Source organism: Xenophilus sp. Marseille-Q4582, assembly GCF_916700565.1.
In the GTDB taxonomy this organism is placed as follows: Bacteria; Pseudomonadota; Gammaproteobacteria; order Burkholderiales; family Burkholderiaceae_C; genus Xenophilus.
Genome location: NZ_CAKAKO010000001.1, coordinates 863988 through 884289, shown reverse-complemented (window position 1 = coordinate 884289; position 20302 = coordinate 863988). Strand labels below are relative to the sequence as shown.

17 protein-coding genes and 1 other annotated feature are annotated in these 20302 nt (G+C 69.9%); of the genes, 9 read left to right on the top strand and 8 right to left on the bottom strand.

From position 1 onward, the window contains the following. Positions 1–5: 5 nt before the first annotated feature. The 3 genes from LG388_RS04075 to LG388_RS04065 form a co-directional block, all read right to left on the bottom strand. On the bottom strand, positions 6–1361 hold the full coding sequence (locus LG388_RS04075) for a lytic murein transglycosylase (protein WP_225781543.1): 1356 nt from the start codon (positions 1359–1361) through the stop codon (positions 6–8). Between the two features lie 192 nt (positions 1362–1553). Next, positions 1554–2975, bottom strand: a complete 1422-nt coding sequence (locus LG388_RS04070) for a glycerophosphodiester phosphodiesterase family protein (RefSeq protein WP_225781542.1) — start codon at positions 2973–2975, stop codon at positions 1554–1556. A 70-nt stretch (positions 2976–3045) separates the two neighbouring features. After that, positions 3046–4407, bottom strand: coding sequence for an IS5 family transposase (locus tag LG388_RS04065; protein ID WP_225781541.1), 1362 nt, complete (start codon positions 4405–4407; stop codon positions 3046–3048). Positions 4408–4897: 490 nt separating this feature from the next. On the opposite strand from LG388_RS04065, the gene LG388_RS04060 reads away from it, so the two are divergent. The 3 genes from LG388_RS04060 (at position 4898) to LG388_RS04050 (ending at position 8699) form a co-directional block, all read left to right on the top strand. Continuing rightward, positions 4898–6694: a nitrite/sulfite reductase gene (locus tag LG388_RS04060; RefSeq protein ID WP_225781540.1), complete on the top strand. Its 1797-nt coding sequence runs from the start codon at positions 4898–4900 to the stop codon at positions 6692–6694. Next, positions 6691–7122 carry a DUF934 domain-containing protein gene (locus LG388_RS04055; protein WP_370630095.1) on the top strand — a complete coding sequence of 144 codons (432 nt, stop codon included), beginning with the start codon at positions 6691–6693 and terminating at the stop codon, positions 7120–7122. The genes LG388_RS04060 and LG388_RS04055 overlap by 4 nt, the downstream gene beginning before the upstream one ends. A gap of 351 nt (positions 7123–7473) precedes the next feature. Beyond that, a protein-coding gene (locus LG388_RS04050) for an IS3 family transposase (RefSeq protein WP_225781539.1) occupies positions 7474–8699 on the top strand; the annotation gives its coding sequence in 2 pieces (ribosomal slippage) (positions 7474–7762 and positions 7762–8699; 1227 coding nt in all). Further along, positions 7752–7868 (top strand) — a sequence feature (AL1L pseudoknot). (Overlaps the previous gene by 117 nt.) Before the next feature lie 652 nt (positions 8700–9351). Here LG388_RS04050 and LG388_RS04045 read toward each other — a convergent pair. Then, positions 9352–10044 (bottom strand): YceH family protein, encoded by a 693-nt coding sequence (locus tag LG388_RS04045; RefSeq protein WP_225781538.1) that lies wholly within the window; start codon positions 10042–10044, stop codon positions 9352–9354. A gap of 7 nt (positions 10045–10051) precedes the next feature. Next, entirely contained in the window at positions 10052–11095 is a 1044-nt protein-coding gene (locus LG388_RS04040; RefSeq protein ID WP_225781537.1) for an isocitrate/isopropylmalate dehydrogenase family protein, read from the bottom strand. Positions 11096–11311: 216 nt separating this feature from the next. On the opposite strand from LG388_RS04040, the gene metG reads away from it, so the two are divergent. The 6 genes from metG (at position 11312) to LG388_RS04010 (ending at position 16835) form a co-directional block, all read left to right on the top strand. Further along, positions 11312–13507, top strand: coding sequence for a methionine--tRNA ligase (gene metG, locus LG388_RS04035; protein WP_225781536.1), 2196 nt, complete (start codon positions 11312–11314; stop codon positions 13505–13507). Beyond that, positions 13507–13800 carry a hypothetical protein gene (locus tag LG388_RS04030; RefSeq protein WP_225781535.1) on the top strand — a complete coding sequence of 98 codons (294 nt, stop codon included), beginning with the start codon at positions 13507–13509 and terminating at the stop codon, positions 13798–13800. The genes metG and LG388_RS04030 overlap by 1 nt, the downstream gene beginning before the upstream one ends. After that, positions 13797–14216, top strand: a complete 420-nt coding sequence (locus LG388_RS04025; protein WP_225781534.1) for a hypothetical protein — start codon at positions 13797–13799, stop codon at positions 14214–14216. The genes LG388_RS04030 and LG388_RS04025 overlap by 4 nt, the downstream gene beginning before the upstream one ends. Positions 14217–14271: 55 nt before the next feature. Then, positions 14272–14634 carry a 5-carboxymethyl-2-hydroxymuconate Delta-isomerase gene (locus LG388_RS04020; RefSeq protein WP_225781533.1) on the top strand — a complete coding sequence of 121 codons (363 nt, stop codon included), beginning with the start codon at positions 14272–14274 and terminating at the stop codon, positions 14632–14634. A gap of 31 nt (positions 14635–14665) precedes the next feature. Continuing rightward, positions 14666–15724, top strand: coding sequence for a tRNA 2-selenouridine(34) synthase MnmH (gene mnmH / locus LG388_RS04015; RefSeq protein ID WP_225781532.1), 1059 nt, complete (start codon positions 14666–14668; stop codon positions 15722–15724). A gap of 253 nt (positions 15725–15977) precedes the next feature. Next, positions 15978–16835 (top strand): transporter substrate-binding domain-containing protein, encoded by an 858-nt coding sequence (locus tag LG388_RS04010; RefSeq protein WP_225781531.1) that lies wholly within the window; start codon positions 15978–15980, stop codon positions 16833–16835. Here the strand turns inward: LG388_RS04010 and LG388_RS04005 are convergent, their stop codons facing one another. The 3 genes from LG388_RS04005 to LG388_RS03995 all read right to left on the bottom strand — a co-directional run bounded on the left by LG388_RS04005 (position 16836) and on the right by LG388_RS03995 (position 20292). After that, positions 16836–18119: a heme biosynthesis HemY N-terminal domain-containing protein gene (locus LG388_RS04005; protein WP_225781530.1), complete on the bottom strand. Its 1284-nt coding sequence runs from the start codon at positions 18117–18119 to the stop codon at positions 16836–16838. Between the two features lie 276 nt (positions 18120–18395). Then, positions 18396–19469, bottom strand: a complete 1074-nt coding sequence (locus LG388_RS04000; RefSeq protein WP_225781529.1) for a uroporphyrinogen-III C-methyltransferase — start codon at positions 19467–19469, stop codon at positions 18396–18398. A 43-nt stretch (positions 19470–19512) separates the two neighbouring features. Further along, entirely contained in the window at positions 19513–20292 is a 780-nt protein-coding gene (locus tag LG388_RS03995) for a uroporphyrinogen-III synthase (RefSeq protein WP_225781528.1), read from the bottom strand. Between the last annotated feature and the right edge of the window lie 10 nt (positions 20293–20302).

Genomic DNA, 20302 nt, shown 5'->3' with positions numbered 1-20302 from the left:
CGCGCTCAGCGCGGCGCGGTCAATTGCTCCAGCAGCTGCACCGTCGGATAGCCGTCCGGCGGCAGGCCGGCGCTTCGCTGCCAGGCGCGCAGCGCGGCGCGCGTGGCGCGGCCCACCACGCCGTCGGGCGTGCCGCTGTCGAAGCCGCGCGCATGCAGCGCCTGCTGCAAGGCGCGCACCTCCTCGCGGCGCAAGGGCGTGAGCTCGCGCGGCCAGGCCGCCTGCACGCCGGGCCCGCCCGCCAGCCGCTGCGCCAGCAGCCCCACGCCCAGCGCATAGCTGGTGGCGTTGTTGTAGCGAAGGAGGGTGCGGAAGTTGGCCCCGACCAGGAAGGCCGGGCCGCGCGCGCCGGCCGGCAGCAGCAGCGCCGCGTCGGGCAGGTCCGGCAGCGCCGCGCCATCGACGCGGCGCACGCCCTCGGCCGCCCATTGCGCGGCGGACTGGCGCAGTTCGCCATCGGCGCGTGCGACATCGAAGCCCGGCGGCAGCTGCACTTCCACGCCCCAGGGCTGCCCGGGCTGCCAGCCCTCGTGGCGCAGGAAGTTGGCGGTCGACGCGATCACGTCGGGCATGCTGCCCCAGATGTCGCGCCGGCCGTCGCCGTCGGCGTCCACCGCATGCGCGAGGAACACGCTGGGCAGGAACTGCGTCTGGCCCATGGCGCCGGCCCACGAGCCGATCATGCGCTCGCGCGGGATGTCGCCGTTTTGCAGGATGCGCAGCGCGGCCATCAGCTGCCCGCGCGCCCAGGGGCCTCGGCGGCCGTCGAAACCCAGCGTGGCGAGCGCATCGATGGTCGGGACGTCGCCGTAGTTGGCGCCGTAGTTGCTCTCCATCCCCCAGATCGCCGCCACGATCTCGGCCGGCACGCCATGGCGCGCGGCGGCGGCGTCCAGTTCGCTGCGCCATTCCTGCAGGCGCTGCTGGCCCCGCGCCACGCGCGCGTCGGAGGCGGCGGTGTCCAGGTAGTCCCACACCGCGCGCGTGAACTCGGCCTGCGAGCGGTCGCGCGCGATCACGTCGGGCCGCAGTTGCACGCCATCGAAGGCGCTATGCAGCGTGCCTTCGGCGATGCCGGCCGCGCGCGCCTCGGCGCGGAACTGCGCGACCCATTGGGCAAAGGCCTGCGCCTGCGCCTGCGCGGCGACGTCGGGCGCCGCGGCGGGGGCGGCCGGCACGGCGGGGGCAGGAACGGGGGCCGGAGCTGTCGAAGGCGCGGGCGGCGCAGGCAGGGTCGGCGCGGCGGGCGCGGCCGCAGGCGCGGTCGGCGAACCGGCACCGGGCGCCGCACAGCCGGCCAGGCCCAGCACCAGCGCGCCGCAGGCCGGCCAGGCGCGCGGAAAAAAGAAGCGGTCAGTCATGCCCGCATTCTGATCGGCCCTGGTGCCGCCCTGGGGGCAGCAAGGCCCCGCCACACGGCATTCGCGCCCCTCGCCTACAGCACCCGTCCATGACCCGCGCCGGCGCTCTTCGGATTGCGGATGTTCCGGCCGACCTGCCGTGAGGCGGCGCGGCGCGGCCGTGCGGCACGCCGGGCCGGCTTCTTCCTGCGCCTACTTCTTCTTGAGTTCCTGCTCGTAGGCTTCCCGGGCCTTCACACCGGTCTGCGGGAAGTCCGTGAACACGCCATCGATGCCCAGGCGGTAGTAGGCCAGGAATTCCTGCACCGGGTCGCCCTGGTACAAGCCCGCGAGGCGCCCCGGCTCGTTGCGGAAGGTGAAACTGTGCACCACCAGCCCGGCCTGGTGCGCGCGGGCGATCAGGCCCGTGTCCTTGAGCGTGTTGACGTCCTTCAGCCCGGCGCCTTCCTTGTACGGCACCACCGAATGCGCGAGGATCTGCGGCTTCCACGGGCCGATGCCGTCGGCATAGGTCCGGATCTCGGCCAGGCCCTCGGGCGTGAGCATGGCGCCGAAGGTGCGCGCGTCGCCGGCCAGCGTCCAGCTGTAGGGCCGGCCGCTGATGAAGGTCCACGCGTCGTCGGTGATGAAGACCATCGAGCCGTCTTTGAGGTTGAAGTCGTTGCCGTCGATCAGCTGCACGGCCTTGGCCTTCATGCCCGCCTTGCGCAGGGTCTTGAGGCTTTGCGGGTCGAAGCTCTGGATGTAGATCGGCGACGCCGGGGTGTTGAGCTTGTTGCGTTCCAGCAGCTTCATCACCGCGTCTTCGAAGGGCGACGAACCCGGCGCGCCGCAGCCGTTGGCAATGGCCTGCTGGTTGTTCCAGTAGGGGTTCTTGGTCTCGGCGTACACCGCGATGGTGCGCTGGTGCTCCTTGCCCTTGGCCACGGCGATGTCGATCACCTCCTGCGCGCTGATCAGCGGCAGTTGGCCGTTGAATTCCGTCGGGCGCTCGGCGCGGTTGTCCAGCGTGGTGCCGCGCAGCCACTCGCTCAGCTCCTTCATCGTGAAGTCGCTGATCGACCAGTCGTCGGTGTGGTCCTCGCCGTCGACCACCAGGGCCTGCAGCACCGATTTCGGGTCGCGCGGGTCGAGCTGGTCGCTCAGGTACTGCGCCGGGCCGTTGGCGGGAACGGCGGGATACTTCACGTCCACCCACACGCCGGGCGTGGTGCGCTTGCGTGCGGCCACTGTGGCGTTGGACTTGGCCACCTCGGCCACGTTGGTGCTGTCGCTGAGCCAGGCGTTGTGGCGCGCGACCAGCTGGCAGTCGCGCGTCAGGTGCATGTCCATCTCGAGCATGTCGGCGCCCGCGTCGGCCGCCTTCTCGTAGGCCATGCGCGTCTGCTCGGGGTACAGGCCCGACAGGCCGCGGTGGGCGATCACCTGGGGCGGCGTGCCGTCCAGCGTCCGGTAGCGCACGGGCGCCGGGGTTTCGGGCACCGGCGGCAGGCCGACGAAGACGCCGCCATCGCCGCCGCCGCAGGCGGCCAGGGCCAGGGTGGCGGCCGCCAGCGCGCCCAGGGCGAAGCGCCGCGGCGCAGGACTCGGCAGGGGCAGGACGCAAGGCTTCATGGGATGGAAGGAGAAAGGGTTTGTCGAAATGCAGTCGCGCCCGGATGCTAGGTAGTCAGCCCTGAACAATTCAGTTGTCAGCTACAGATAGGCTGACGTCGCCAGGAGCGGCCAGCAGTGCGGCGATGACCGCCTGCATCGATAACCCGAATCGGGCGCAATAAAGCCGCAGCGCGGCCAGGATCAGGCGCAGGTTATGCCCGGCACCGCACATCACCGCGTGCAGCGCATCGCCCAGCGCACCCTTGAGCGGGTTGCGGCCCAGCCGCCCGTCCATCTTCATGTGCCCAATGGCCGGTTCGATGGCGCTGCGCCGCTTGATCATGGCCCTGAGCGTTCGGGTGATGCCCCGCTTTTGGCCCGACATCAGGATGCGCACACCTTCAACTTTCACACCCCGGTAGCCCTTGTCCACGATTGCCGTGGCGGGCGGCCTGTCCGTGCCAGTGAGGATGCCCACCTGCTCCAGTGTCTCAGCCAGGGTGTGGCCGTCGTAGGGGTTGCCCGGCATGGAGCGCATGCCCACCACCAGGCCTTCCTTCAACGTGGTAGCGATGCTGACCTTCACGCCGAACTCGTACGGTGTCCTGGCTTTGCCTTTGCTGATGCATTCGACCTCGGGCGCGTGCAGGGCGTACAGCTTGTTCTTGTCCTTCGTGCGTTGACGGAGGATGCGGCCGGTGGGCTGCAGCAGGTCATGGACCTTGGGCGGGGCCGCTTCGGGCCGCATGTGCAGTTGGCGGGCCACGTGGCGGTGCACGCGGCCAACCCGGGTGCGCAGTGTGCGAACGGCCTTGTTCATGCGCTTGAACTGCTTGGCGTGGGCGTAGCGCCCGATCTGCGCGGCCAGCCGTGGGGCGATGCGGTTGTAGTTCTGGCGCAGTTTCAGCCCATTGCCCTCGGCCACCTTGACCCGGTGCTGGCGGCCTCGCTCCAGCAGGCGGCTGTCGGTGGGGTGAGCGATAGCCTTGGGCATCACCGTGGTGTCCACGATCACTTGCTGCACGCTGGCTTTCTTGATGACGCCACCACGCCGGGCGGCATCGATGCTGGCCGCCAGCAGCATCTCCACGCCTTCTTCCCCAACGCGCTTTCTCCAGCGCGTCAGGCTGGACGGGTCAATGGGCAGCTCGGTCTGCAGGTAGGTCTCGCCGCAGAAGAACTGCCAGTATGGGTTCTCCACCCAGGTGTTGACCACCGCCTCGTCGGAGGCATCGAAGGTGTGCTGCAGGTACAGCAGCCCGGCGACCAGGCGCGGCGCCAAGGCGGGCCGCCCGCGCCCCGAAGTGAACGACACCGCGAACGTGCGCTCGATCTCGGCCCAGTCGATCAGCGCGCCCAGCCTGACCAGCGGATGCTTCATGTTGATCTGCTCGTCCAGTCGTGGACGAAACAACTCGCCCGTTTGCGGCTGCGAAGGCTTCGGACCCATCGGACTCCCCGGAGAAATTTGCAAGAAAACAGGCACTGGCAAGACCATACCTTGCAAATCCCGCGCCCATCAACTCGAAGAACAACCAGTCAGATCAAGGGCTTGCGAGTTGTTCAGGGCGGACTAGGTAGGCGCCATACGTGACGCGGGCAGGCATGCGAGTGCGGCCCGATCCGACGGGGATGCGCCGCGAGGCTTTGCGTGCGCCGCCGCTCCGGCGGGCGCTCCAGGCCGCCCGCTCAACCCCCAGCGCCGCTGCGGCATTGGGGCCGGCCCCCGGCGCCGGCGCCCCGCGCACCTAAAATTCGAGATCCGGCGCCTTATCCGGATCACCGCTCCCAAGCCGCCGGAAGCCGCATGAATGCTGGCGCATATGCTTATCCGCATAAGCGCCGCACCAAAAAATAGTTGGGATGGATAAGCACTTTCCGTACAGTGCCGGCTCCGTCCCATCGGCGGTGCCTGCGCTGCCGAGCCGTCCCCACACACGATGTATCAGTACACCGATTTCGACCGCCAGTTCGTGCGCCAGCGCGCCGCGCAGTTCCGCGACCAGCTCGAGCGCTGGCAGGCCGGCAAGCTGGCCGACCACGAGTTCCTGCCCCTGCGCCTGCAGAACGGCTGGTACGTGCAGCGCTACGCGCCCATGCTGCGCGTGGCCGTGCCGTACGGCGAGCTGGCCAGCCGCCAGCTGCGTGTGCTGGCCCGCATCGCGCGCGAGTACGACGAGCCCGAAGCCGCCGTCTACAAGCAGGCCCTGGAAACGCAGGGGTTGCTGGGCACCGTGAAACTGCCCACGCACTACGCGCACTTCACCACGCGCCAGAACGTCCAGTACAACTGGATCCCGCTGGCCAAGAGTGCCGACGTGATGGACCTGCTGGCGTCGGTGGACATGCACGGCATCCAGACCAGCGGCAACTGCATCCGCAACATCACGAGCGACGAGCGCGCCGGCATCGCCGTGGACGAGGCCGTGGACCCGCGCCCCTACGCCGAGATCATGCGGCAGTGGAGCACGCTGCACCCCGAATTCGCCTTCCTGCCGCGCAAGTTCAAGATCGCCATCACCGGCGCGGCCGAGGACCGCGCCGCCACCGGCTGGCATGACGTGGGCCTGCGCCTGCTGAAGAACGAAGCCGGCGAGATCGGCTTCCAGGTGCGCGTGGGCGGCGGCATGGGCCGCACGCCCATGGTGGGCGTGGTGCTGCGCGAGTTCCTGCCCTGGCAGCAGATCATGAACTACCTGGAAGCGGTGGTGCGCGTGTACAACCGCTGGGGCCGCCGCGACAACAAGTACAAGGCGCGCATCAAGATCCTGGTGAAGGCCGAAGGCCAAACCTACATCGACGAGGTCGAGAAGGAATTCCGCGAGATCGTGGAACTCGACGGCGCCCCGCACACCATCCCGCAGGCCGAATTCGACCGCGTGGCCGCCTGCTTCGTGCCGCCTGCCCTGCCCGGGCGTGCCCACGACCCGGCCCAGGCCGAAGCCGCGCTGGCCGTGCATGCCGCCGCCGAGCCGATGTTCGGCCGCTGGCTGCAGCGCAACGTGGCACCGCACAAGAACCCGGCGCTGCGCGCCGTGACGCTCTCTTTCAAGCGCCGGGGCCAGGCGCCCGGCGACGCCGATGCCGACCAACTCGACACCGTCGCCGACCTGGCCGACCGCTTCTCGGCCGGCGAAGTGCGCGTGACGCACGACCAGAACGTGCTGCTGCCCTGGGTGCATGCCGACGACCTGTTCGAGCTGTGGCAGGCCGCGCGGGCCGCCGGCTTCGCCAGCGCCAACGTGCACCTGCTGACCGACATGATCGCCTGCCCCGGCGGCGACTTCTGCGCGCTGGCCAATGCACGCTCGATCCCGATTGCCGAAGCCATCACCGAGCGCTACCAGGACCTGGACGAGCTCGACGACCTGGGCGAGATCGACCTGCACATCAGCGGCTGCATCAACAGCTGCGGCCACCACCACAGCGGCCACATCGGCATCCTCGGCGTCGACAAGGACGGCAAGGAGTGGTACCAGGTCACGCTGGCGGGCTCCGACGGTTCGGACCTCAGCGGCCCGGCCCAGGCCGGCAAGGTGGTCGGCCCCTCGTTTTCGGCCGCGGAAGTGCCGGATGTGATCGAGGCCGTGCTCGGCACCTACCGCGACCAGCGCCAGCCCGCCCCGGGCGGCCGCTGGGAGACCTTCATCGACACCCTGCGCCGCGTGGGCCACGACCCCTTCAAGGCCGCCGCCAACGCCGCACGCCACAAGGCCGACGAAGAGGTGGCGGCATGAGCAGCGCCAGCACAACGGCAGCGCCGAACAGCAGCGCCCAGACCCTGCGCATCCTCGCGCACGGGGAGCACACCGAAGCCGACGGCACGCGCCAGATCGCGCTGGCCAACGACGTGGACCCGCACACGCTGAAGGACCAGCTGGCGCAGATCGACCGCATCGACCTGCATTTCCCGGCCTTCACCGACGGCCGCGCCTACAGCCAGGCCTTTCTGCTGCGCCGCCGCCTGGGCTTTGCCGGCGAACTGCGCGCCACCGGCGACGTGCTGATCGACCAGTTGGTGCAGATGCAGCGCACGGGCTTTACCAGCGCCGTGCTCAAGGAAGGCGTGGATGCTGCCGATGCCCAGCGGCAGTTCGAGCGCTTCGCGGCGTTTTACCAGGGGGATGCGGTGCATCCGGCGCCGCACTTTGCGGCGGCGGATTGACGCTGCAACCCACTGCATCGACTCCGAAAACGGCCACCGAAGGGGTGGCCGTTTTTTGTTCTCCAGGTCATGCTGCGATGGCAGCTGAAATCGTGCGAGAAAGACGGCGTCGCTGTACCTGCAAGGACGGCTACGTGCCCGGAGCTGTCGCTCGCGGCTTCGCGGCGGGTGACCGCTGCTGGCGGACTTCAGCCTGTCAGAAATGGAGGTGCGAAAGACGGCACTGGATGGCGCAAAGGTTAGAAAGGCAGAACATCGAGCCCAACTGTCGACGCAACGCTCGGCGTCGTCGGCTCTGTGAACCGCCCCGGTTTTCGCGGAGGCTCCCTCGTTTGAGAAGATGGAGCCATCATGAGGAAGTCAGTGAAGTTTTCGCCGGAGGTTCGCGAGCGTGCGGTGCGCATGGTGTTCGAGCACCGAGAGGAGCACGAATCGCAATGGGCGGCGGTTGTATCGATCGCCGGCAAGATCGGCAGCACGCCGCAGACGCTGCTGAACTGGGTGCGTCAGCACGAGCGTGACACGGGTCAACGCGAAGGCGTGACCACGGCCGAGGCCAAGCGCGTCAAAGAACTGGAGCGCGAAGTGCGCGAGCTTCGCCGCGCCAACGAGATCCTCAAGCTGGCCAGCGCGTTTTTCGCCCAGGCGGAGCTCGACCGCCGGCTGAAGTGATGTACGCCTTCGTGGACCGGCACCGCCAGCGGCATGGGGTCGAGCCGATCTGCAGGCTGCTGCAGATCGCCCCATCGGCCTACCGGCGGCACGCTGCCCGGCAGCGCGATGCGGCCTTGCTCAGCGGCCGAGCCCAGCGAGACCAGGAACTGATGGCCCACATCGAACGGGTGTGGCAGGCCAACCTGCGGGTCTACGGCGCTGACAAGGTCTGGCGGCAACTGCAACGCGAAGGCCACACGGTGGCGCGCTGCACCGTCGAGCGCCTGATGCGCCGCATGGGGCTGCGTGGGGTCGTGCGCGGCAAAGTGGTGCGCATAACGATCGGCGATGCGCGAGCTCCATGCCCGCAGGACCTGGTCAACCGGCAGTTCAGCGCGCAGCGCCCGAACCAGCTGTGGGTGAGCGACTTCACGTACGTGTCCACCTGGCAGGGCTGGCTGTACGTGGCCTTCGTGATCGACGTGTTCTCGCGGCGCATCGTGGGCTGGAGGGTGAGCACGAGCATGCGCACGGACTTCGTGCTCGATGCCCTGGAGCAGGCCCTGTACGCCCGCCAGCCCGGCCAGGAAGGCTCGCTCGTGTGTCACAGCGACCGCGGGTCGCAATACGTCAGCATTCGCTACACCGAGCGGTTGACCGAGGCCGGCATCGAGCCATCGGTGGGCAGCAAGGGCGACTCCTACGACAACGCTCTGGCAGAGACGATCAACGGGCTGTACAAGGCCGAGTTGATCCATCGCCGGGCGCCCTGGAAGACCAGAGAGGCGGTGGAGTTAGCGACCTTGGAGTGGGTGTCCTGGTTCAACAACCATCGGCTGATGGCCCCGCTGGGCTACGTGCCGCCCGCCGAGTTCGAGACCACCTACTATCGCAATCTTGAGCGGCAGGCCAGCTCGGCCTGACTCAAGCCAACCAGCCTCCGCGAAAGCCGGGGCGGTTCAAGCCTTCAACTCGTCCCGAGCTGGGGCATCAAGCAAACCACCTCGCGCATCGAGCCAGTCATCCAGCTCGACCACGAGTTTCTTCAAGTCAGAAGACTGCATGGGAAATCTCCAAGTCCGGGCGACATCGCCCAAGCCGCAGAAAGCGAAAGCCGGAAGGAGTTGCTGATGCCCCGGAAGCCCACCACCGTTCCTGAACTGGCCAAGCCGCCCCTGCGACCTAGTCGTCCGCGCCGGACATCGAGTTCCGGGGATACCGGGACCTGAGCCGACGAAAGCTGAGTGATGGTCACACCCAGCGCCAAACTTGCGATTGGCGAAGAGCAAACCTTCGTTCCTGCTGGAGAAATCTTCAATCTTGAAGATCGCGTGAGCGAATCGCTCACCCTTGAGGACTAATGTAGAGCGAGAGCGAAAGTCTTGTCAATAGATTTCACTCGCAGTTAAATGCCATCAGGCCTGCATGTGGCTTCTACGGGAGCAGGTTCGTCGTGCGATGCGATCTCGACGGCAGCAATGCGCAAGATTCGGACGCTCTGCTCTATCAAGCCGACCGGCTGCTTCTGGCCGGTATGCGACCGACGTTTCTGGCGATTTTCGTCATCCGATGCAGTCAGGCTTCATCCTCTGACTCCTGCAACCCCAACTCCGCATACACCCGCGCCACCAGGCCCTTGACGTGCGCGAGCTCGCCCTCCAGCCGCGACACCTGCGCGCGCAGCGCGGCCACTTCGCCGGCCGCCACATCGGCGATGGGGCCGTACCCGCCCGGCGCTGCGTCGGCAGAAGCGGCTGCGGCTGGCACTTCCACCGCACCTGCCAGCAGATGCGCCCACCGTGCCTCGCGCGCACCCGGCAGGCGCGGCAGCTTCACGACCAGCGCGCCGGCGGCGCGCTCGGCCATCTCGTCCAGGAAACCTTCCACCGACGAGATGTCGGCGAAGTTGTGCATGCGGTCGCTGGCGATGCGCAATTCGCCCGCGGTCTGCGGGCCGCGCAGCATCAACACGGCCAGCAGGATCACGGACTGCGAGGGCAGGCGCAGCGCGCGGTCGGCGTTGTGGCTGTAGCGCAGGGCACGGCCGCCGCTGCTTTCGTCGACCAGGCTCTGGCGGCGCAGGCTGTCCAGGGCGTCCTGCACCTGCGCCTCGCTCAGCTCCAGCACAGGGTTGCGGCTGGTCTTCTGGTTGCAGCCGGCCAGCAGGCTGTTCAGGGTGAGCGGGTAGCTGTCGGGGACGGTGCGCTGCTTCTCGATCAGCACGCCCAGCACGCGGGCTTCGGCAGGGGAAAGGATGGGCAGGGTCATACGTTGCTCAGCCGCCGTTGCGGATGCGCGCCACCAGCGCGTTCGTGAAGGCGGCCGTGTTGGCGCTGCCGCCCAGGTCGCCCGTGCGCACGTTGTCGATGTTCAGCGTCTGGTCGATGGCGGTGCGCAGGCGCTGGGCCAGCTCGGGCCGCTTCACGTGTTCCAGCATCAGCGCCGCCGCCAGCATGATGGCGATGGGGTTGGCAATGCCCTTGCCGGCGATGTCGGGGGCCGAGCCGTGGACGGCCTCGAAGATGGCCGCATCGGTGCCGATGTTGGCACCGGGCGCCATGCCCAGGCCGCCGACCAGGCCGGCCACCAAGTCCGACAGGATGTCGCCGAACAGGTTGGTGGTCACCAGCATGTCGAACTGCCAGGGGTTGAGCACCAGCTTCATGGCGCAGGCGTCGACGATCACGGCGTCGAGCTCGAACTTCCCCTGGTACTTCTCGGCGTAGAGCTGCTGGCCGGTTTCGAGGAACAGGCCCGTCAGCACCTTCATGATGTTGGCCTTGTGCACCAGCGTGACCTTCTTGCGGCCGGTGGCGACGGCGGTGTCGAAAGCGTACTGCAGGATGCGGCGGCAGCCCTCGCGCGTGTTGATGCCGGTGGCCATGCCCACGGCGTGCGGGTCGTTGCCGATGGGCACATAGTGCTCGTGGCCGATGTACAGGCCTTCGAGGTTTTCGCGCACGACCAGCAGATCGATGTCGTCGAAGCGGCCGCCCGGGATGATGGTGCGCGCGGGGCGCACGTTGGCATAGAGCTGGAATTCCTCGCGCAGGCGCACGTTGGAGCTACGGTAGCCGCCGCCCGAGGGCGTTTCCAGCGGGCCCTTGAGCGCCAGCCGCGTGCGCCGGATGGAGTCGAGCGTGGCGGCGGGCAGCGGGTCGCCCGCGGCCTTCACGCCGCCCAGGCCGGCCACCTGCGTGTCCCACTGGAAGGGGGCGCCCAGCGCGTCGAGCGCGGCCAGCGTGGCGTCGACGATCTCGGGGCCGATGCCGTCGCCCGGAATCAGGGTGGCAGGGATGGCAGAGGGAGAAGTGGTCATGGCGGAGTCCTGGATCAGCGAGGAGGCGTCGCGGTGGCGACAGCCCACCGCGGCACGGTCGAGCATAGCCGCGCGCACGGCGCACCGCGGTGACGCTGCCTAAAATGCCCGTCCTTTGGCCGTCTTTGCGCACCCCGGTGCGCCCGTGCCGCAGCCGACCGGCCTGCGCCGGCCCGGCCCCGTGTTCCCCTTCCTGTTCTGCGAGCGCCCCACCCGATGTCCGCCCCGCGCAAGATCTTCGTCACCACCGCGCTGCCGTATGCCAACGGCCCCTTCCACATCGGCCACATGCTGGAGTACATCCAGGCCGACACCTGGGTGCGCTTCCAGCGCATGCAGGGCGCGCAGGTCAACTTCGTGGGGGCCGACGACGCGCATGGCGCGCCGATCATGATCGCGGCCGAAAAGGCCGGCAAGACGCCCGAGCAGTTCGTGGCCGACATCGCCGCGGGCCGCAAGCAGTACCTGGACGGCTTCCACATCCGCTTTGACAACTGGCATTCCACGCACAGCCCGGAAAACACCGAGCTGGCGCAGGCCATCTACCAGGATCTGAAGGCCGCCGGCCTGATCGAGACGCGCACCATCGAACAGTTCTTCGACCCCGAGAAGAACATGTTCCTGCCCGACCGTTACATCAAGGGCGAGTGCCCGCGCTGCCATGCCAAGGACCAGTACGGCGACAACTGCGAGGTGTGCGGTGCCGTCTATGCGCCCACGGACCTGATCGAGCCCTACTCGGCGCTGTCGGGCGCCAAGCCGGTGCTCAAGAACTCGGAGCATTTCTTCTTCAAGCTCTCCGACGAGCGCTGCGTCCAGTTCCTCCAGGAATGGACGCAGAACGGCGTGCACGTGCAGCCCGAGGTGGCCAACAAGGTCAAGGAATGGTTCGGCGTGCGCGACAACCCCGACGGCACCAAGAGCGAAGGCCTGGGCGACTGGGACATCAGCCGCGACGCGCCCTACTTCGGCATCGAGATCCCCGACGCGCCGGGCAAGTACTTCTACGTCTGGCTCGATGCGCCCGTGGGCTACCTGGCCTCGCTCAAGAACCTGCTGGACAAGGCCCGCATCGAGGCCGACGTGGACGAGGACACGCCGAACCCCACGGCCATGACCTTCGAGCAGTACATGGCCCAGCCCGAACTGGAGCAGGTGCACTTCATCGGCAAGGACATCGTGACTTTCCACACGCTGTTCTGGCCCGCCATGCTCAAGTTCAGCGGCCGCAAGACGCCCGACAAGGTCTGCGTGCACGGCTTCCTCACCGTGAACAACGGCGAGAAGATGAGCAAGAGCCGCGGCACCGGCCTGGACCCGCTCAAGTACCTGCAGCTGGGCATGAACCCCGAATGGCTGCGCTACTACCTGGCGGCCAAGCTCAACGGCCGCAACGAGGACATCGACTTCAACCGCGATGACTTCATGGCGCGCGTGAACAGCGACCTGATCGGCAAGTTCGTGAACATCGCGAGCCGCGCGGCGGGCTTCTTGTCCAAGCGCTTCGGCGGCCAGCTCGGCGCCGCCGGCGCGGCCGAGCAGGCGCTGCTGGCCGCGCTGCAGGCACAGGCCGGCACCGTGGCCGAGGCCTACGAAAAGCGCGACACCGCCCGCGCCATGCGCGAAGTGATGTTGCTGGCCGACCGCGTGAACGAGTACGTGGACGCCAACAAGCCCTGGGAGCTGGCCAAGCAGCAAGGCGCCGACGCGCGCCTGCAGGCCGTGTGCAGCACCTGCGTCGAAGCCTTCCGCCTGCTGGCGCTGTACCTCAAGCCCGTGCTGCCCGCGCTGGCCGTGCAGGCCGAGTCCTTCCTCCAGATCGAGCCCCTCCAATGGCACGACGCCGCCCGCCTGCTGGGCGCCGGCCATGTCATCGGCGACTACCAGCACCTGATGCAGCGCGTGGACGCGAAGCAGCTCGACGCGCTGTTCGAGCCGCCGGCCGAAGCCGCGGCTGCAGCCCCTGCCGCCGCTGCGAAGAAGGACGCCAAGGCCGCCAAGAAGGCCGCACCCGTGGCCGACCCGAACGCCCCCGGCGGCGAGCCGCTGGCCGAGACCATCGGCATCGACGACTTCGCCAAGGTGGACCTGCGCATCGCCAGGATCCTGGCCTGCGAGGCCGTGGAAGGCTCGACCAAGCTGCTGCGCCTGACGCTGGATGTGGGCGAGAAGGACGAGGCCGGCCAGCCGAAGACGCGCAACGTGTTCAGCGGCATCGCGAGCGCCTACCAGCCCGAGCAGCTGGTGGGCAAGCTCACCGTGCTGGTGGGCAACCTGGCGCCGCGCAAGATGAAGTTCGGCCTCTCCGAAGGCATGGTGCTGGCCGCCAGCCATGCCGACGAGGCGGCCCATCCGGGCATCTTCGTGCTCGAGCCCTTCCCCGGCGCGCTGCCGGGCATGCGGGTGCGCTGATGGTTGCGCGCACCGCTTGCGCCGGCCTTGGCGTCGCTTCGGGCCTCGGCCTGGCCGTGGCCCTGCTCGTGGCCGGCTGCGGCAGCACGGGCGTGGGCGTGGCCGCCTCCAACCGCGGCGCGGCCGTGGGGGTGAGCGTGGGCACGCCGAATGTCGAGCCCAACTCGCGTGACAAGTGGCCCGCCCTGCCGCCGCCCCAGCTGATGACGCCCGAAGAGCTGAAGGCGGCGAAGCAGGAGCCGGCCGCTGCGCCAGCGGGTACGACGAGCCCACCCGCCGCGGTCAAGCCATGACAGCGCCCGGCCAGCCCCGTCCCCCGGCGCGGGCACTGCTGGCCGGCCTGCTCGGCGCCGCCGTGCTCACGGGCTGTGCCGTGGTGAGCGTGGCCGGCACCGCCGTCAGCGTGGGCGCCGGCGCGGTGGGCCTCGCGGCCGAAGCGGCCATCGGCACCGCGCGGCTGACCGGCAAGGGCGTGGGGGCCGCCATCGACGCCTTCAGCGACGAGGACGACGGCAGCGGCCTGCACGTGCGCTTTCGCGAACCCACGAGCGCCGACCGCGCCAAACGCCAGGCCGCCGAGCAGCAGGCGCGCGACTACGACCCGACGCAGCCCGAAGCCCAGCAAGCGCTGCGCGATGCCGGGTTGGCGCCACCCACGTCCACGCCTTCGCGCGGGCCTGGGCCCGCAGCGCCCGCCCCCGAGCCCTGAGTCACCGCACCGGCCGGCCCGCCCCCTTCTGCACTCCGCTCACACGCCATCCGCCATGCCCCATCTCGTCATCGAACACAGCCGCAACCTGGGCGACTTCCCCTTCGAGCGCATCGTGCCGGCGCTCAATCGCAGCGTCACGGCCAGCCCGGAGATCCTGGACGAGGCCGATCTCAAGACCCGCGTGCTCGCGCTCGACGACTACCGCGTCGGCAACCAAGCCGAGGGCCGCGCCTTCGTGCATGCGCAGCTGCGCCTGATGGCTGGCCGCAGCCCCGAGGCCAAGAAGGACCTGGCCGAGCGCATCGCCACCGTGCTGCGCGCCGAACTGCCCCGCCCCGCCGGCCTGATGCTGCAGCTGAGCGTGGAGATCGTGGACATGGACCGCGCCAGCTATGTGAAGGAGCGGCTGGCCTGAGCGCCGCCGCTGCGCGTCGAAGGCCCAGGCCATGAGCACACGCGGCCCCGTCCGTGTCGGCGACATCGCTCGCTTCGACACGGTCATCGACGCGCGCTCGCCCGCCGAGTTCGCGCTCGACCACATTCCCGGTGCCATCAACTGCCCCGTGCTCGACGACGAAGAGCGCCGCATCGTGGGCACGATCTACAAGCAGACTGGCGCCTTCGAGGCCCGGCGCGTGGGCGGCGCCATGGTGGCGGCCAATCTGGCGCGGCACCTGCGCGAACGCTTCCACGAACAGCCCGCGCACTGGAAGCCGCTGGTCTACTGCTGGCGCGGCGGCCTGCGCAGCGGCGCCATGGTGAACTGGCTGCGCCTGGTCGGCTGGGACGCGCAGCAGCTCGCAGGCGGCTACAAGAGTTTTCGCCGCCACGTGATCGACGAGATCGCGCAGCGCAGCCCGCGGCTGCCGCTGGTGGTGCTGTGCGGCGCCACGGGCAGCGCCAAGACGCGGCTGCTGCAGCACATGGCGCAGCAGGGCGCGCAAGTGCTGGACCTGGAAGGGCTGGCCGGCCACCGCGGCTCGCTGCTGGGGGCACGGCGCGGGGTGCCGCAGCCGTCGCAGAAGCACTTCGAGACCCTGCTGGCCACCGAGCTGGCCCGCTTCGACTTGACGCGGCCCGTCTTCATCGAAGGCGAGAGTCCGCGCATCGGCCGCCTGGCCCTGCCACCCGGGCTGGTGACGCGCATGCGCGAGGCGCCCATCGTCGAACTGCAGGCGACGCGCGAAGCCCGGCTGGCCTACCTGCTGCGCGACTATGCCGACCTGGGCGAGGACCCCGAGGCCTTCGCCGCGCTGCTGGGCCATTTCAAGGAAGCGCACGGCAAGGAAACCGTGGCGCGCTGGCAGGCCTGGGCCCGCGCGGGCGATTTGCGCGCGCTGTTCGCCGAACTGATGGCGCTGCACTACGACCCGCACTATGCGCGCTCGCACGCCCGGCATTTCCACCGCTGGGCGCAGCGCCGCAGTTGCAGCACCGATGACCTCTCGGATGCCGCGCTGGAAGGCCTGGCGCAGCGGCTGCTGCAAGCCGGCGAGGCTGGCTGAGCGCCGACTGCAGGCGCGCCAGGCAAGGGCCTCATCTGCCGCCAACCCCACTCCTGAGTGGGCTTCGGCACATTTCCTGACAATCGAAGGCGGGCCGCAAGCCCCGCCGTCCGTGCAGTCCCTCACACGTTCTGCTGTCATCGCTGCGCCACGAAAGGAACTGTTGATTTTTTACTCTCGCGCCCCGCAGGCCGACTTCTACATTCCGCCCGTCACAACCACAAGACGTCGAGGGGGTCACATGAAGCAGGTCATGAACTGGGCACGGGGCGTGGGTCTCGCGCTGGCATTCCTTGGTGCGGCGCCGGGGCACGCGCAGCCCAACGGCGCTGGCGGCACGCTGGCGCGGATCCAGTCGGAAGGCGTGATCCGCATCGGCGTGCGCGACAGCGCGCCGCCCTTCGCCTATTACGACGGCCAGGGCAGGCCGGCCGGCTTCTCCTGGTCGGTGTGCCAGGCGGTGGTGCAGCAGATGGAAAGCGAACTCAAGCGGCCGCTGCGCATTCAGGCGATGCCCGTGTCGCTGGCCGCCTCCTTCGAGATGCTGGAGGACGGCCGCATCGACCTGCAATGCGGCAGCACCACCCACACGGCGGAGCGTGCACAGAAAGTCGATTTCTCGAACACCTTCTTCGTGTCGGGCATCGTCGTGTCCTACCGCAAGGACGAGGTGCGCTACGCCAACCCGCTGCAGTTCGGCCGCGTGGGTGTGCTGGCCAATTCCACCGCGGCCGGGATCATGGCCAAGCGGGCCGCCAGCAAGGGCTCATCGGTCATCGACGCGGTGGTGCCGGTGGCCAGCTACGAGGACGGCATCGAGAAGCTCAAGAAGAAGGACATCGACACCCTGTTCGCCGACAGCGTGCTGGTGCCCACCGACCCGGAAATCTCGCGCCGCCGCGTGATGGAGACCATCGAGCCCTACGCGCTGATGATGCGCAAGGGTGACCGGGCCTTGCGCGACCAGGTGGACCAAGCGCTGGTCAAGGTGCTGGGCGGCCCCGGCATCCGCCAGATCGCCGCCGACGCGCAGCTGGACGGCAAGATCAACCTGCTGACCAGCGAGGTCTGGCGCCGTCCCTCGCGCGACCCGGCACCGCAGCTGTACTGATCAGAGATCGGCTTCGGCCGCCGCGCGCCAGGCCTGCGCGGCCGCAGCCGTGTCGCCGCGCGAGTCGGCCATGCGTGCCAGCGCCACCCAGGCGCGGCGTGCCAGCGGTCCGCCGCCCAGGCTGCGCGCCGCCTGGCTCAGGTGCTGCTGCGCCTTGCCCCAGAGCTGGCGCTTGAGGCAGGCGATGCCCGCCAGGTACTGCAGCAGCGGATCGCGCGGGTGCTGCTGATGGGCGCTTTCGATGCGGGCCAGCCAGTCGGCGTCCACTTCGTCGAACCCGGCTTCCAGCACCTGCACCAGCTTCATGCGCCAGGCGTCGCCCAGCGCGTCGGGCGCCGCCACCACGCGCTCCCACACCGGCAGCAGCCAGCCGCGCGCGATGGCGCCCTCGCCGCCCAGCTGCACCATGCGCTGCGCGGCCTGAATGGCGATTTCGGGCATGGCGCGCTCGCCGGGGTCGAGTTCGCTCCACACGCGCTGCAGTTGCAAGGGGTCGTGCGCCGCAGCGATCCATTCGCTGACCAGGCCACGCACGATCGTGGGGCCGGCCACGGGGGAGAAGGCCCGGTGCTTGGCCAGCAGGCGCGCCGTTTCCAGCGCCTCCTGCGTGCGCTGGGCCTGGCGCGCGGCCTTCAGCCGCAGGCGCAGCGCCAGCGTGCGGCGCTGCGCGCCCTGCGGCAGCTCGGCCAGGCGGCCCAGCGCCGCGGCCGGATCGCGGTCTTCGAGCGCCCAGCGTGCCGAGCGCAATTGCAGGCCTTCGCGCAGTTCGGGCAGCAGGGACGGGCCGCCGCGCTCGTCGCGGTCGTTCAGCGCCTGCTGCAGGTGGGCGTCGCGCGCCGGATGGTCCTGCAGCGACTGTGCGCTTTCAGCGGCCAGCAGGTGCGCCATCACGCGCAGCTGGCGGGCCTGCGGCAGCTCGGCGTCGAGGGCCGCCAGCGTGCGCTCCTGCGCCAGCGCGGCCTGCGCCGACTTGCGTGCGCGCGTGAAGCGGCCAGCCATCAGCTGGGCCATGGCGTCGAGCAGGGCCACGTGCAGGTTGCGCTCCTTCTGCTGCAGCCGCCACTGGCGCGCCTGCCGCGGCAGCGAGAACAGCGCCGTCAGCGCGCGCAGCGCGAAGTGCAGCCCCACGAAGAGCAGCACCAGCAGCGCCAGCACGAGATTGAGCGACAGGTCCACCCGCGTGGGCGGCCAGAACACGGTGATCGTGCCCTCGTTGTTGCCCGCGAACAGCGCCACGGCCGACGCGATGCCGAAGAGGGCCAGGAGCCAGAGTGCGGCGCGCATTTCAATGCCGCCCGGCCGCCCGAAGGCATTGAGGCGCCCCCTCGGGGGGCAGCGGACCTCGCGAAGCGGGGGAGCGTGGGGGTCGTTTCATCTCAATGCCGCCCGGCCGCCCGAAGGCATTGAAGCGCCCCCTCGGGGGGCAGCGGACCTCGCGAAGCGGGGGAGCGTGGGGGTCGTTTCATCTCAATGCCGCCCGGCCGCCCGAAGGCATTGAAGCGCCCCCTCGGGGGGCAGCGGACCTCGCGCAGCGGGGGAGCGTGGGGGTCTCATCTCGGTTCAACGCCCCGCAGCCGCGGTGGCCAGCGCGGCCAGGGTTTCGTCGATGCGGGCCGGCGCGGCAGCACGCACCAGCCCCTGCAGCTGCTGCAACTGCGTGGCCGCAATTTGGACGCGGCGCGACGCCGGATCGAAATAGCGGTTGAGCGAGGTGGCCACGGCGGCCAGTTCCGCCCGGGCCTGCTCAGGCTGGCGCGACAGCAGCGCGGTGCGCGCGCCCAGCAGCTTGAGCTTGAGGTTCTCGCGCAGGAAGAAGGTCTGTTCGGGCGTGAGCAGCACAGCTTCGGGCCGGTCGATGCGCGACACGCGCACCAGGGCGCGCACCTCGTTGCGCACGCTCATCACCACGCGCTGCCACCAGCCGGCCTCGGCCGGGATGGCCTCGCCGTACCAGCCGTCTTCGCTGGACGTGCGGCCGCGGCGGGCCAGCGCGTTGAGCACGGGCAGGTCGTCCACGCCCTTGAGCAGTTCTTCCAGCTTGGCCAGCGCCTCCCCGCCGTCGCCGCTGGCGGTGGCGCGGATGCGGTCGGCGTCGCGCTGCAGCGCCCGTTGCAGCGGCTGCAGGTGCGGCAGGCCCGAGCGCGCGATGCGCTGCTCGCCGGCGCGCAGCGCGGCCAGCAGCGGCTGCACGTTGCCGGTGGCCTGGGCCTGTTCCAGCGCCAGGCGCACGGCCGCGTCGATGTCGACCACGAGGTTCTCGTCGCGCGAGCGCGACAGCGTCTGCATCAGCTCTTCCAGCTGCGCGCGCTGCAGCGCGACTTCGGCCACACGGGTTTCCATGAGGGCCAGCCGGCCCGCGGCCTCGCGCACGGTGTCCTGCGCCTGGCGCGCGAGCGCGCGCGCCTCGGCGGCCTGGGCGGTGGCGTCCGCGCTCTGGCGCGCCAGTTGCTCCTGCATGCCGCCCACCTTGTGCCACAGCATGAAGGCCATTACCAGGCCGACCAGCGCCAGCAGCAGCGCCAGGCCCAGCGCGATGCGTTGCAGCACCACGGCGCCCAGCGCCTGCCGCGCCGGGTCGGGTCCGGCTGCGGGCACGGCTTTCGGGGTCAGGTCCTCGATCTGTGGAGCACTCATAGCGTGGGAATTCTAGGAGGCGGCTTCCAGGGCACCGGCCCGCTCAGCCCGCGCGCAGCGCCGCCAGGACGGACGGCAGCAGCGGGGCCACCGTCTGCACCTGGCCGAAGCCCAGCTGGCGCGCGGCGTCGGCAATGCGCGCATGCGTGGCCAGGGCCCGGCAGGCGGCCCAGTCCAGCTCCGGCGTGCCAGCCATGGCTTCGCGCAGGTGGATCACGGCCTCGGAGCTGCTGAAAAGCCAGACGTCGCGCGCGGCCACGGCCTGCTGCACGTCAGCCTGCCAGGCGGCGTCGGCGGGCGGCGGCAGGCGGCGGTAGGCCACGAGGGTGTCCACCTGCGCACCGGCGTCGGCCAGCGTGCGCGCCAGCCAGTCGCGGCCGGCCGGCTGGCCCTGCGCATTGCCGCCGCGCACGATGCACACGCGCGTGCCGGACCGCACCTGGGCGCGCACCTGCGCCCACAGCGCCTCGGAATCGAACTGCTGCGCGGCCTCGGGCGGACTGTCGATGGCCGCCGCGGGCACGCCAGCCTCACGCAAGGCGGCCGCCGTGCCGGGGCCCGTGCACCAGCAGCGGGTGGCGCCCTGCAACATGGCCGCCGCAGGCACCTGGCCGAAGAAGGCGCGCACGGCAGCGCCGCTCACGAACATCAGGGCCGCATGCGCGCCAGGCGCGGGCCGCGAAGCCGCGGGCAGGACCTCGGGCCGGATCACGATCAGCGGCAGCGCGCGCGCCGCCTGCCCCTGCGCCTGCAGCGCCTGCACCCAGCGCGAGGCCTCGGGCTCGGGGCGCGTGACGATCAGGCGCGACGAATGAGAAGGCAAGAGCGCAGGC